The sequence below is a fragment of the Rhodococcus sp. C-2 genome (genome assembly GCF_027854095.1).
GTDB classification, from domain to species: Bacteria; Actinomycetota; Actinomycetes; order Mycobacteriales; family Mycobacteriaceae; genus Rhodococcus_F; species Rhodococcus_F qingshengii.
Genome location: NZ_JAQGFI010000012.1, coordinates 118,708 through 131,658, shown reverse-complemented (window position 1 = coordinate 131,658; position 12,951 = coordinate 118,708). Strand labels below are relative to the sequence as shown.

General features: G+C 60.1%; 12 protein-coding genes and 1 pseudogene. 8 read left to right on the top strand and 5 right to left on the bottom strand.

The window, feature by feature from the left end; genetic code table 11:
* Nucleotides 1-99: 99 nt before the first annotated feature.
* Entirely contained in the window at nucleotides 100-1,191 is a 1,092-nt protein-coding gene (locus PCS43_RS24620; protein ID WP_007733778.1) for an alpha/beta fold hydrolase, read from the top strand.
* Between the two features lies 1 nt (nucleotide 1,192).
* Here PCS43_RS24620 and PCS43_RS24615 read toward each other — a convergent pair whose 3' ends face one another.
* Nucleotides 1,193-2,461, bottom strand: coding sequence for a vWA domain-containing protein (locus PCS43_RS24615; protein ID WP_007733776.1), 1,269 nt, complete (start codon nucleotides 2,459-2,461; stop codon nucleotides 1,193-1,195).
* A gap of 173 nt (nucleotides 2,462-2,634) precedes the next feature.
* Here PCS43_RS24615 and PCS43_RS24610 point away from each other — a divergent pair, with 173 nt between their 5' ends.
* A complete protein-coding gene (locus tag PCS43_RS24610) occupies nucleotides 2,635-3,597 on the top strand; it encodes a sensor domain-containing diguanylate cyclase (protein WP_007733774.1) in 963 nt (320 codons plus the stop codon).
* Between the two features lie 95 nt (nucleotides 3,598-3,692).
* Here the strand turns inward: PCS43_RS24610 and PCS43_RS24605 are convergent, their stop codons facing one another.
* Nucleotides 3,693-4,994, bottom strand: coding sequence for an HNH endonuclease signature motif containing protein (locus PCS43_RS24605; RefSeq protein WP_125051934.1), 1,302 nt, complete (start codon nucleotides 4,992-4,994; stop codon nucleotides 3,693-3,695).
* 158 nt (nucleotides 4,995-5,152) lie between these two features.
* On the opposite strand from PCS43_RS24605, the gene PCS43_RS24600 reads away from it, so the two are divergent.
* The 4 genes from PCS43_RS24600 (at nucleotide 5,153) to PCS43_RS33385 (ending at nucleotide 7,814) form a co-directional block, all read left to right on the top strand.
* Nucleotides 5,153-5,656, top strand: coding sequence for a MarR family winged helix-turn-helix transcriptional regulator (locus PCS43_RS24600; RefSeq protein WP_007731489.1), 504 nt, complete (start codon nucleotides 5,153-5,155; stop codon nucleotides 5,654-5,656).
* 11 nt (nucleotides 5,657-5,667) lie between these two features.
* Nucleotides 5,668-6,726 carry an LLM class flavin-dependent oxidoreductase gene (locus PCS43_RS24595; protein WP_007731487.1) on the top strand — a complete coding sequence of 353 codons (1,059 nt, stop codon included), beginning with the start codon at nucleotides 5,668-5,670 and terminating at the stop codon, nucleotides 6,724-6,726.
* An 8-nt stretch (nucleotides 6,727-6,734) separates the two neighbouring features.
* On the top strand, nucleotides 6,735-7,301 hold the full coding sequence (msuE, locus tag PCS43_RS24590) for an FMN reductase (protein WP_007731485.1): 567 nt from the start codon (nucleotides 6,735-6,737) through the stop codon (nucleotides 7,299-7,301).
* A 180-nt stretch (nucleotides 7,302-7,481) separates the two neighbouring features.
* On the top strand, nucleotides 7,482-7,814 hold the full coding sequence (locus PCS43_RS33385) for a CD225/dispanin family protein (protein WP_007731480.1): 333 nt from the start codon (nucleotides 7,482-7,484) through the stop codon (nucleotides 7,812-7,814).
* Between the two features lie 409 nt (nucleotides 7,815-8,223).
* Here the strand turns inward: PCS43_RS33385 and PCS43_RS33380 are convergent.
* Nucleotides 8,224-8,604 (bottom strand): annotated as a pseudogene (locus PCS43_RS33380) (lipase); the annotation flags it as partial.
* A gap of 437 nt (nucleotides 8,605-9,041) precedes the next feature.
* Here PCS43_RS33380 and PCS43_RS24575 point away from each other — a divergent pair.
* Together PCS43_RS24575 and PCS43_RS24570 are read left to right on the top strand one after the other, a co-directional pair.
* Entirely contained in the window at nucleotides 9,042-9,500 is a 459-nt protein-coding gene (locus PCS43_RS24575; protein WP_042452701.1) for a DUF5990 family protein, read from the top strand.
* A 76-nt stretch (nucleotides 9,501-9,576) separates the two neighbouring features.
* Nucleotides 9,577-11,058 (top strand): flavin-containing monooxygenase, encoded by a 1,482-nt coding sequence (locus tag PCS43_RS24570; protein ID WP_047271111.1) that lies wholly within the window; start codon nucleotides 9,577-9,579, stop codon nucleotides 11,056-11,058.
* Between the two features lie 523 nt (nucleotides 11,059-11,581).
* Here PCS43_RS24570 and PCS43_RS24565 read toward each other — a convergent pair.
* Entirely contained in the window at nucleotides 11,582-12,352 is a 771-nt protein-coding gene (locus PCS43_RS24565) for an ABC transporter permease (RefSeq protein ID WP_209909773.1), read from the bottom strand.
* A 50-nt stretch (nucleotides 12,353-12,402) separates the two neighbouring features.
* On the bottom strand, nucleotides 12,403-12,840 hold the full coding sequence (locus PCS43_RS24560) for a GtrA family protein (RefSeq protein ID WP_020908979.1): 438 nt from the start codon (nucleotides 12,838-12,840) through the stop codon (nucleotides 12,403-12,405).
* Between the last annotated feature and the right edge of the window lie 111 nt (nucleotides 12,841-12,951).

Here is a 12,951-nt window from a genome sequence, read left to right as displayed (position 1 = left end):
GGGTTTTTACACCCCCGAGATCGATGTATGTGAAGGCAGGTAACATACACCGAGCGCGGCTGACTCGGCCGTCCGCCGATTCGACTCCGAGGGGAACCAGTGCTCGATATCAGTGGTTTGATCGCGACGTGGCGTCCGACGCTGGACACCGCAGCACGCAATGCATGGGGACTCTCGTTCGGCGACGGTGTCGAGAAGACCGAACGCACCCCGTCCGTACTGATCAGCGAAGGTCCACACCGCGATCTGTATCGCTTCGGCGCATTGTGGAGGCCAAGAGGTAATCCGGTTCTCCTCGTACCGCCCCTCGCGGTTTCAGCCGACTGTTACGACCTTCGTGCGGGCCAAAGCCTCGCCGCGCACCTACTGGATGGGGCGAACACGCCCTACCTCCTCGACTACGGGACCATGCGGTACTCCGACCGCGGGATGGGTTTCGAGGCCTGGGTCGACGACATCATCCCCGAAGCGATCCGTACGATCTCGGATCTACACGACGGCGCACCGGTTTCGCTGATCGGGTGGAGCCTCGGCGGGACCATGTCTCTGCTCACGGGCTCCGCTCACTCCGACCTGCCGATCGCATCGATCACGGCAATCGGAACGCCAATCGATTACACGAAGATTCCCGCTATCAGCCCCTTGAGGCTGATCGGCAAATACACGGGCGACACCCCACTCACGTCCGCGACCAATCTTGTCGGCGGACTACCTGCTCCACTCGTTCAGGCGAGTTACAAGGTGACGGCGTTGCAGCGCGAAGTTCTCAAGCCATGGTTCATCATGCGCAACCTCCACAACACCGAGACACTGGCTCGCATGGAATCGATAGACAAGTTCATGGCAGCCATGCCTGGATACCCTGGCAAGGCTTTTCAGCAGATCTGCGAACAACTCATGCTCGGCAACAATCTCTACAACGACGCCGTCACGCTTGCCGGACGCGAGATCAAACTGTCAGCTCTGAGCGTTCCCGTTCTCGCGATCGGCGGCACCACTGACGTGATTGCACCCATCGCTTCGGTGGAAGCAATCACGTCGGTCCTCACCGGCGCGCCGTCGGTCCGGTTCGAGAAGGCGCCGGGAAGTCACCTCGGGCTCGTTGCCGGCCCCACCGCGAGAGACTCCACCTGGGCGCACATCGACGAATTCTTGAAAGAGAATGCACCGCAGTTGGTTTCGACCAGCTAAATCACGGCGTTGTGATGCCCGCGGCTACAGCTGCCTTGTGCCAATCCGGGAATTCACTCAGCAAACGGGTGTACAACTGGGCGTCGTCGACGGTGTCGATGTCGTCCAGCGCGAAGAATCCGGCATTGTCGACCACCCTGCCGTCGAGGTCGTCGAGCTTCTCCAGCACTCCGTAGTTGGCCTTGCCGATTCCGACGAACTGCCAAAAGGCCGGGAGCCCAGACGCTTCGCGCATCAATTTCGTGATTTCCTTGCGCTCGCTGAAGCCTCCGTCGGTGAAGAACAGGACGAGCGTCGGCGCGGAACCACGTGTCAGGCCGGAAAGAATCTCAGTCATGATCGGCACTTCACGATTTGCGGCGCCGATCTTGTCGTAGTTGAAACCGCCGTGCGAGCCGCGCAAGTGCAGGTAGGTATCCGACCACTCTTCCGCGTCATGGACAGAGATCTCGGGAAGTTTGACGAAGCTGACTGCATACAAGTACGGCTCCAGCTTGCCGTCGTCATCGAGTTGGATCGCAACGGGAATCATGCGTTCGACAACACGATGCACCACTCTGGTGCGGTACTGCTTGGCCATACTTCCGGTTTTGTCGATCACCAGGACCACCCGTGCCCGAATTCCGTTGCCACCCTTGGTCAGCAGGACCTTGGCCACTTCGCGCTTTCGGAGGTCCAGCTTCTCCCGCTTCACCATGGAGAGTTTGGCTTCGTCGGGCACGGTCCGGATACCGCCTGTCGATTCAGCAGAGCCGGCGGGTCGAGCCGGCGGTTCCTCGTCGACCGAAACGCCGAATGCTGTTACCAGGTCCGCCAATCCGCTGTCCCAGCCAGCTGACACGTTTCGCAGCTTCCAGCCCGCGCCGCGGCGATAGATCTCGACGAGAACCGCTGCCCTCTCACTCGTCAACCCCAAAGCCTGAGCCACGATGGCGGTGGAACCAACCTGCTCCACCACGACACCAAGGCCCCCGACAGCAGACAGGGTTCCGTTTGCCGCCGCATCAAGTGCCACGGCAACACTCAGCTGATGGATGTCAGCGGGCAACCTCGCAATGTCGATTTCGATGACGCCGCCGGACTCCAAGCGCACCGCGCCTTCGGGTGAGACCGGCTGATTGAAGAAGACAAAATCTGCGTCGTCCCGTACTTTGTTCCGTTCGTCGAGCTGGAACACCATCAGGTCTACCGTGCCCGGGGCGCTACCGTTCACCGCCACCTTCAGCGAAGTTCCCTCAACGACTGTGTTCGCTCCACGCGCCAGCTCCATACCGGAAGATTAGCTGGCCACCAAAGAATCAACGGCCCCGCGGTCGGAAGAATCACAGCACACTTTCAGCAATCGCGAGGATTATCGAGGCAGACTGTTCGTGGAAGATTTGTCGCACGCGGGACCAAGAGCCTGAACATCGACAGAATCCTAGGGTCGATCAGGAGGTCAAAATGCCGCACGGCCAGACGCGCACCATCCCGATGTTGCCACTCTTGCCACCTCTGACGAATTTCGACGACGCAAGTCGCTCGGTCGTGTCCTACCTCGACGAATATCTTCCGCTGGCACTGTGGTCGATCACGCGGTTCGACGGGTCCAATCAAATCTTTCTCACCGTCTCACCCAACCCACTTCACATCGAATTCGGCGAGACCCGGGCTTGGCCAAACACCATGTGCAGCGAGGTGGTACTCGGAAATGCGCCGCCAGTCTCATCGAATCGCGCGCTCGTGCGCGCACTGTCCCGTGATGGCAGGTGGGAAGGCATTGGCGCATACGTCAGCATCCCAATCCTCCACAACGACGGCAGTCTCTTCGGCACTCTGTGTGGCGCCGACCCGAGTGCGGGCGACTCAGCACTCGAGGACAACCTAGCCCTCCTCAATCTCCTGTGCCGACTTCTCGGAACCATTCTCGATGTCGACTATCAGCGCGCGCAGTCAGTCCGACTGGCCGAAACTGCGCAACTCGATGCCGAGACCGACCCGTTGACAGGTCTTCTCAATCGGCGCGGGTGGAATCGCATCCTCGAGGCCGAGCAAACTCGGTACCGCCAATTCGCCGATCCGGGAGCTATCATCATCGTCGATCTGGACGGCATGAAGACCATCAACGACGAACTCGGCCACGCCGCGGGCGACGAATACGTTCAAAGGGCCGGCAAGATCTTGGCAGCGTGCGCGCACCCTGGTGCGGTGGTTTCACGGTTGGGCGGAGACGAGTTCGGAATCGCTCTGCCCGATACACAGCCGCGCGCCGTCGACTACCTGCTCGAGTGTTTGGAGAAGGCGTTCCGGAATGCCGACGTCTGTTGTTCGATCGGTCGAGCCGACTTTTCCATGACCCAAAGCCTTTCCGAGACTTGGGATACGGCCGATGCGGAGATGTACCGCCACAAGCGCTCGAAGCACTGATTCGACTCCTCCACGGCCGGTTGGCACCGCATCGGAGGATCCCTTCGATGCGGTGCTCGGTCCGTGTTCTGTTGTCGCCAAGGAGGTTTGACCTCTCAGGTTTTGAAGGTGGTGTTCGCCGGCCAGGGTTGCTGTCCGGGGTCGATCGAGGGCGGCGGGATGAACCAGGGTTTATTGTCGACTCCTATCCGAATTTCCCATTTGCCGACGAACCCTGATTTCCGGTGCATCAGTCGGTGGTGTGAACGGCACAGCAGGACCAGGTTGTTCATCACCGTCGGGCCACCGTTCGCCCAGTGCCGGATATGGTGCGCATCGGTCCAGGCGGGCACGCATGTGCAGCCCGGGAACGCGCAGCCTCTGTCGCGGGCAATCAACGCAGTCCGTTGTTCGGCGGTGACCAACCTCTTTCCTGGTTTCGCATCCAAGGGCGTGCCGTGATCGTCGAGCAGCACGGTCGAGAGGAAACAATCACACCCGAGAAGCCTTGTCTGCGAAACGGACAGCGGTCCGAGCCAGGGCATGTGCCCGACATCGAGATCAGACACAGCCACTCCACCACCATCAGTTGGTGTGGCGGCGCAGTCCCGATGCTCAGCCAGATCCCGAGCATTGATGTGCACGTTCACATGCGGACGCTGACCACCATCGGTACCGGTCTTGGCGCAATCGAGATAGCGGCGAATCAGTTCGGTGAACCCATCCGCAGTCCGCTTCGCCGCCGACCGAGAATCCGGCGTCCCATCTGGTGCCGGGGTCGGCATCGTCAGATTCGACAACGCCGACAACAACATTTCACCGGTGAGGGCATCGAAATCACCGCGCACCACCACCCGACCGTTCAACGTCGACGCGATCCGCAACTCGTTCCGGTCGACGTCTTCGGCGGGCGGAATCTCATCGGATTCGAAAATTCGCTCCAACGTCGCGATTACATTCCGCACCTTCGTGGTCGTGGCCTCGACACCGGATGCAGCCGCCAACAACAAATCGATGCACTTCGGTAATGCCTCCTCCGGCATCCCCTTCGGCGGCGATTCACAGAACGCCACGATCAACACGGCATGATCGAACGAGCAATCCCCGCAATCGAACCGAGCTCCCACCGCCGGAAACGGCCGCAAAGCCGCACCCAACGCGGCGATCTTCTTCCCGTCCCGAACCTGCAACATCGTGTTGCCCGCCAACCAGGACCCCACCCCGCGACTGGCAATCACCTGATCATCCGGGCGCAACGAGAGTTCGTCGACCACCGCCACTCGAACGGCTTCCAGGCGCAGAATCTCCACACTCGCCTCGACAGCAGCCTCACGCAACTCAGCAGCAGTCAACCGCCACAGGCGTCCGCGCAACCCCACCGCAGAACCAGACACCACATCCGACAACAAGACACTCATTGAATCCCCCGATCCCCTCCCCAAACAATACTCGAACACGCGTTCGAGTCAACCCCTTGCTACCAGCGCAAATGAGAGCAGGGAATAGTTCGACCGTCGCACGCGTATTATTTGAGTAAGCAATACTTGCGGTCGCAAATAAATGGAGGGCGTCACCGATGACAACTGATGAACACGTACGTGGTCGTGTGTGGCGCGACCTCGTCGTCTCCCACAGCGTCATCCTCGGCAAGATGGAGGCGGACCTTCGAACCACCACCGGACTCACCCTTGGCCAGTACGACGTTCTGCTCCGACTGCACGAAGCTCCGGGAAACACGATCCGAATGGGCGATCTGGCCGAACTGGTCCTGGTCACCACCAGTGGCGTGACGCGCGTCGTCGATCGATTAGTCGAGGCCGGATTAGTGGAGCGTGTTAGACCGGACAACGATCGACGCGTCGTGACGGTATCGATGACGCCTGCGGGCAAGAAGACGCTTCGAAAAGCGTCCGCCATACACACGCGAGGGATCGCCGAATACTTCTCCGATCTCATTGAAACCGAGGAGCTTCCGGTACTCGAACGCTTCTTCTCCCGACTTGCCACACATCACACGAATCAAGGCGGCGCATGCGATGCGCACGTAGAACAACTCTCCATCACCCCCACGAACAGATAGCGAGAAACAACATGGCTTTCGAATTGGGCGTCTACCATTTCGGTGAACTCACCCCAGATCCCACCACCGGCGCGATGATGAATCCCGGTGTCCACCTTCGTCATTTGGTGGAGCAGGCAACCGTTGCCGATCAGGTTGGACTCGATGTCTTCGGCGTCGGCGAGCACCATCGCACCGACTTCGCAGTCTCAGCCCCTGCCGTTGTGCTCGCGGCAATGGCTCAGGCTACCGACAACATCAAGCTGTCCAGCGCCGTAACCGTACTCAGTTCCGACGATCCCGTACGTGTGTTCCAACAGTTCGCGACAGTCGACCTGCTTTCCGAAGGCCGTGCCGAGATCATTGCCGGCCGAGGTTCGTACACGGAGTCATTTCCGCTCTTCGGGTACGACTTGTCCCAGTACAACGAACTCTTCGCCGAAAAGCTTGATCTACTACTGAAACTGCGCGACGAAAACCCGATCAACTGGGAAGGACAACTTCGCCCACCACTGATCGACGGTGACGTGACGCCCCGCCCGGACCGTCAGATTCCGGTGTGGATCGCAGTCGGAGGTACTCCGGCCTCTGTCGTCCGTGCCGCGAAACTGGGCCTGCCCCTCTCACTGGCCATCATCGGTGGAAGTTACCAACAGTTCGAACCATTCGTCGATCTATACCGCAGGGCTGCAGCGGAGTTCGGACACGATCCGAAGAAACTGGCTGTCTCGATTGCTTCGCCAGGATTTGTCGATACCTCGAAGCAAACAGCACTCGACACGTCGTACCCGTACTTCCAGGCCGGGTGGATGCAGAATCATCATCAGCGCGGAAACGGAGTTCCCATGCCGCGCAGGGCATATGAAGCGCAGGCAACCACCGCGGGTGCGTTCTTCCTCGGCGGCACGCAGGAAATCATCGACAAGACGATGGCGCAGTACGAACTGTTCCATCATGACCGCATCATGATCCAGATGGGGTTCGGCAACGTGCCACAGAAGGACATGCTGCGGGCGATCGAGATCCTCGGCACCGAAGTAGCCCCCGTTGTGCGTAAGGAAATCGAATCGCTGAAGTCGTCCCAAAAATAGGAGTTTCGATGAGCACACCGCTCAAAATTGTTGCCGTTGTCGGCAACCTCCAAAAACCCTCCAAGACTCGCGCCCTCGTCGACCTGATCGTCGAAACCTTGGGAGACTTCGAGCAGATCGACACACGAGTTTTCGAAATCGTGGATCTGATTCCAGGTCTTGCATCTGCTCTGGATCGCGATCACGTCGACTCAGTGACCGCCGAAGCGCTGGCAGCAGTCGAGTCCGCCGATATCGTCATCGCGGCGTCACCGGTGTTCCGCGGTTCGTACACGGGAATGTTCAAGCATTTTTTCGATCTCGTCGACCAGTACGCGCTTGCCAACACTCCGGTGATTCTTGCCGCTACAGGTGGCAGCGACCGCCATGCTCTCGTGTTGGATCATGCCCTGCGGCCACTGTTCGCTTTCTTCCAAGCGCTGACCGCTCCGGTCGGGATCTATCTCAGCTCAGGTGATTTCGACGGAACGACTATCCTCAACCCCGAGGTATTCGAACGTATCGAGATGGCAGCAAAGGACGTCCTGCCGGTAGCGAGGATGCTCGCGGAGCGGCATCGAGTTGCGCTGACGTGAACGCCCCTCGTCTGCACAACAATGACCCGGAACCACCACCAGCGGTCACGACTGGCAATGCGGCTGATCCAGCACACTTACGCCGCTGATCCACATCGCATCACCGAACACCGTTTTTCAGTGATTCTTCAGCTCCATCGCAGTAGCGTCGAAAGGGCCACCTCATGTCAGGAGCCCCCCATGACCACCCCGGATCAACCCACTGTCCAGCAATCCGTTCCTCAGCACCCGATTCGACCACCCGTCAATGCGGGCTGGGCAGTGGTCTCGCTGCTGTTCTTCTGGCCGCTTTCCTTCTCCGCTTTCACGCACGCCTTCAACGTGTATCCGCTGTGGGCTGACGGCGATGTGGCCGGGTCGCGGTATGCGTCCGATCGAGTGAAACGGCTCGGTCAGATCTCGCTGTGGATCGCAGGCGGCCTACTACTCCTGGTCTGCATCCTGTACGCGATTGCGGCAATCGTGTGGTTCGCCAACGGTGGCCACGATTACGGTCCGCGGCGTATGCGCTGAACAGCCACCCTGGACAACCACACCACCAGGACATCACCTCATCAATCGATCGACGAACTCCATGGTCTGGTCCATCGAAGCGACCGTCGTTTGACCGTGGCTGATTCCGGCGAGTTCTTGATACTCGAACTGCGTTCCCCGCGAACGCATGTCGACCAGTTGCGCCCAGGTAAGGGCGACAGGAACCGTTGTGTCCGACACGCTCTGCACCACGCGCAGTGGACGGTCGTAGCCCGTCGACCGGCACCTGCATCATCTCGCGGAACAGGTCGTACATGCGCGGCGTCCATACCGACCGAGAAAACAACGAGCTCAACTGGATTCGTTCGGCTCGAATGTGTCGGCCGAGATCTCCGGCGCACAGTGTCCGAGCCTTTTCCATCCACTCGATCCCCTGCGGCGAGAGAACCTCGCGAATGTTCTCTTCGGGTCGTTGATCGTCGATCCCAGCCAGGACGTACAGCGCATATCCCACCAGCCCGGTGATACCGATGTCGGGAAACAGCGGGCCGCCCAACGGAAACAGCCCTTCCATGTGTGTGGGGCCTGCGACGACAACCGAGCCACGGAAATCCAATTCCGGTGCACGAGTGGTGGCATCGTGTCCCGCGAAGTACGCCGCATGACCACCTTCGGACAAACCCGCGACCATCCACCGCGGACTCAGCACATTGCCGTACAACTCGTGCGCGGCCCGCACGATGTCGACGGCATTCGCCCCGGCGGCATGTCCGTCGAGATAGGCCAGCACCCCGTCGGTACCGACTCCCGAGTAGTCGGTAGCGACCACCGCGTACCCCTGCTCCAACCAGCGTTCGATCGGTTCGATCTCGCCCGGACCGAATCCGGTCGACGAGGGTGCACACTGATCCGCACTGCCCAAAGTTCCGTGGGCATAGGAGATGACGGGCCAACCGCCCGCCGGTGGGGCGCCTTCCGGCAGAAACACGGACCCTGACGACTCTCCCCATCTGTCAGCGGTACGCAGAGTTCGATAGACGACCCGCTGCGTCTCACCGGCGCCGACCGGAAACACTGCGGCCGAGAGTTCGCCATAGGACTCCAGCGCGCCCGCGACTTCCGGTTCGTCCGCCGTCGCCACTGCAACACCTGACCCCCACCCGAGACCCGACAACAGAATGCTCGCCACCACGGCCGCAACAGAGGTTCTACCCGAACGACTCACCACGCCAACCCCTCCCGACCTATGCAGAGCATGATGTCGATATGCAGATCATCATCACCGGTCACAGCCTGCCCGGACGTGAGTGTTCCGAAACCGCAACCTTCGAAGAGCGCAGCAACATCCACGTCGGCGTTCAGCGCCGAGGCAAGCCACACGAAATCCTCGACCTCGTACCGGGAGATACCGAGACAGTGCGATGGGAACTGACAGCGAGTCTGGAGCGAAAGTCCGGTGCCTGGGACTTACTCGGTCCATACATCCAGGGTCCACCTCGCGGACGCTTCATCTACCTGTCCTGGGTGACGGTATCCGATGACCAGACGTTCGAGATGTTTCGGCGCGCAAAGCTGATGCTCGACGCGATCCCCGAGCACATCGCCGAGGAGGCCGACGCTTCCGGCATGCTCCACGGAGACCTCGGCCTCACCGACGCCGCAGGTAAACCACTGTGTGCGGCTATCCGACCGCCGACGATCACATGGTCATCCTCGCCTTACTGAGCATCGTTCAGTAGTGTGGAGATCGAACACTTAGCCTGCCCGGTGGCCCCACACGATCGATACGGAGTCCGAACTGATGAGCACCGAACACCTCGATGTCCTGATCGTCGGCGCCGGCTTGTCCGGCATCGGTGCTGCGTATCGACTCCAGACCGAGCTTCCCGGCAAGTCGTACGCAATCCTCGAGGCCCGCGCGAACAGTGGGGGAACCTGGGACCTCTTCAAATACCCTGGCATCCGGTCGGATTCCGACATGTTCACGCTCGGCTACCCGTTTCGGCCGTGGACAGATGCCAAAGCAATCGCCGACGGTGATTCGATCCTCCGGTACGTGCGCGACACCGCGCGAGAGAACGGGATCGACAAGAAGATTCGGTACAACCGGAAGGTGACGGCCGCATCATGGTCGTCAGCTGACTCGACGTGGACGGTCACTGTCACGACCGGTGACGAAGATGAAACCCTGACCTGCAACTTCCTCTATCTGTGCAGTGGTTACTACAGCTACGAAGGCGGATACACCCCCGACTTCCCTGGACGTGAATCATTCAGCGGCGACGTAGTGCACCCGCAGTTCTGGCCCGAGGATCTCGATTACTCCGACAAGAAGATCGTTGTGATCGGAAGCGGCGCCACCGCAGTCACTTTGGTCCCCACGATGTCGCGCGACGCGAGCCATGTCACCATGCTCCAGCGATCACCGACATACATTCTGGCTCTGCCGTCCAGCGACAAGGTATCGGACACCATCCGCGCAGTATTGCCGAATCAACTCGCGCACAGCATCGCTCGATGGAAGAGCATCGTAGTGAACCTGAGTTTCTACCAACTGTGCCGGCGCAGTCCTGCGCGCGCAAAGCGGTTGCTGAACCTCGCGATCAGTCGCCAACTCCCGGAAGAGATCCCACTCGATCCTCACTTCACACCCACCTACGATCCCTGGGATCAACGCTTGTGCGTCGTACCGGACGGCGATTTGTTCAAAGCCCTCCGATCCGGCAAGGCCTCGATCGAGACCGATCGCATCGACACTTTCACCGAGACCGGAATTCGTCTCGCGTCAGGTCGCGAACTCGAAGCTGACATCATCGTCACTGCAACAGGATTGAAGATGGAAGCGTGCGGCGGGATGTCGATCGAAGTGGACGGCGAACCCGTCACCCTCGGTGATCGTTACGTCTACAAGGGCATGATGATCAGCGACGTACCGAACTTCGCGATGTGCGTCGGCTACACCAACGCCTCGTGGACTCTGCGAGCAGATCTCACGTCGATGTACGTCTGCCGACTGCTGACGGAGATGGACAAGCGCGGCTATTCGAAGTGCGTGCCGCACGCGAGCGAAGAGATGGACCAGCGGCCGATCCTGGACCTGGCGTCGGGGTACGTCATGCGTGCTGTGGAACAGTTCCCGAAGCAGGGATCGAAGTCACCGTGGAACATGCGTCAGAACTACATCCTTGATCGTCTTCACTCGACGTTCGGGAGCATCAACGACCACATGACGTTCTCGAAGGCGCCAGCTCGACATTCGACACCGGTACCGAGCAAGAGTTGAGCGGACCACGAACAACCAGGTAGAGCAATCGGGCGAAGCCACCAATCGATCCGACGACAAAGAACACACCCGAACCTGCGACTACTGCACAGAGCGCACCGAGAACGATGATCGCCGACGCCTCTACCATTCGACCGGCGGACTCCGATCCGAGAACGTGTATTTCATCAACTCCTTCGTCCATAAAACTATTTTCAGCCAACCGTCCAGCCGGTTTGTAGGGACTTTAGTCGCGAGTCGGATCAAAATGGACTCATAATTGCAGGTCAAGCGTTCAGTTGGCCATTCCGGCCGGATGATCTCCAGTCCGTTCCGTTGTGATGGTCGGCAACAGAGTGCTGGTCGAATACATGGACGATTCACGAATCGAAACGGTCGTATCAAATCTCGGTGCCTCTCCACCCACTCTTACGCAGGGTGTGGCCCAGCAGCGTGACCACCAGTGAAAACATCGGCAGGGCAATGATCACCCTCGCGGCAAACACCCCCGATCTTCCCGGCCGCGTCCTTCGCAGCGACAAGATCAACGAACTCGCGCAGGCCTGACAGCTTGACCTCGAAAGACGAAACCGCGGGCGACGAGTTCCAACGCCACGGCCACCGAGCAGGTTTGTGCCAACAACAACCCTGCCAATACAAGAATTTGCACAACACCGGCCTGAACGGCCGATCCCGTCGCGAGCAACACACCGACAAAGGCTCCGGGCAATGTCACGAGGCCGACGGTGCGCGTCTGGTCGACTCCAGGCAGCAGAGCATCGGAGGCAGCGGTGCGGGCTACCTCCCACCGCGCATCGCGTTGGGAAAATCCAAGGCTCAGTGCTGCTTCCACTTCCCCGTACCGGTCGTCGACGGCGTCGAGTCCGCGTTTGGCTGCCATCGATGTTGCAGTCATCGCGCCACCCAGAACAATGCCGCCGATCGGCACCAGAGCGACGCCTTGCAGCGGAACCACTCCGGACAGCAGCATCAGTGGCAGAACCACACCGATTCCCGACGCCAACGCGATGGTCAGCCAAACTCCGGACGTCCCCGCGTTCGAGCGTCGTGCCGCGGTGAAAGACGCTGCAACGAACATGCCGACGAGCACGAGGAGCGCCGACCAGATGTGGGCCAAGGCGGCGGCAAGGATCAACGAAATCGCAGCCAACTGAAGAGCGCCACGAGCGAGGGCACCGGGGACCACCCGAACGCTACCGAGATAGGTGAATCGGTAGACGAGCGTGGCGACAAGTGCCATGACGATGCAGAGCACAGCCAGACGGATGCCGGAGTCGGCTATCGAAAGGCTCATGGGTCTCAGTGTTCCCTACGAGCCGAGTCCGATCCGAATTCGAGAACCGCTCAGAACACCCAACCGCGAAGGGCGACGAATCGCAGGCCACCGACAATTCCGCTCACGGCGATCACAAGCCCGGCTTGAAGAAGCCCGTCGGCGCCCGGGAGAAGGAAGCCGAGCGCACTGATGGCGGCAGAACTGGCGATCAACCCGACCAGTGCGAGTCCACCGCCTTCCCACTGCGCGGTGAACCAGTTGACGCGATCCGCGGCATGGAAGGTGAGCCGGCGATGCAGTTCGTTGGCCAGAATGGTGCTCAAGACTGCACCAACTGCGTTGGCGACCAGCGCTCCGTCACCGCGCAGCGCCAGAAAAGCGGCAAAGTACAAGATGTTGCTGGCTCCGCCGACGAGGGCAAAACGAACGAGCTGGGCAAAGGCGCCGTCGCCGGCAAGAGCGCGAAGCCTCGTTGCCGCGAAACCTGCACTCCGCGTACCCACCATCGAGATCGGATTGCTCCCGACCCAGATGTCAGACGTGCTCATATCGGCTTCTCTCATACGGACAATCGGAACCACACGTTCCGCTTAGTAATATAGCACTAACGGAATCGA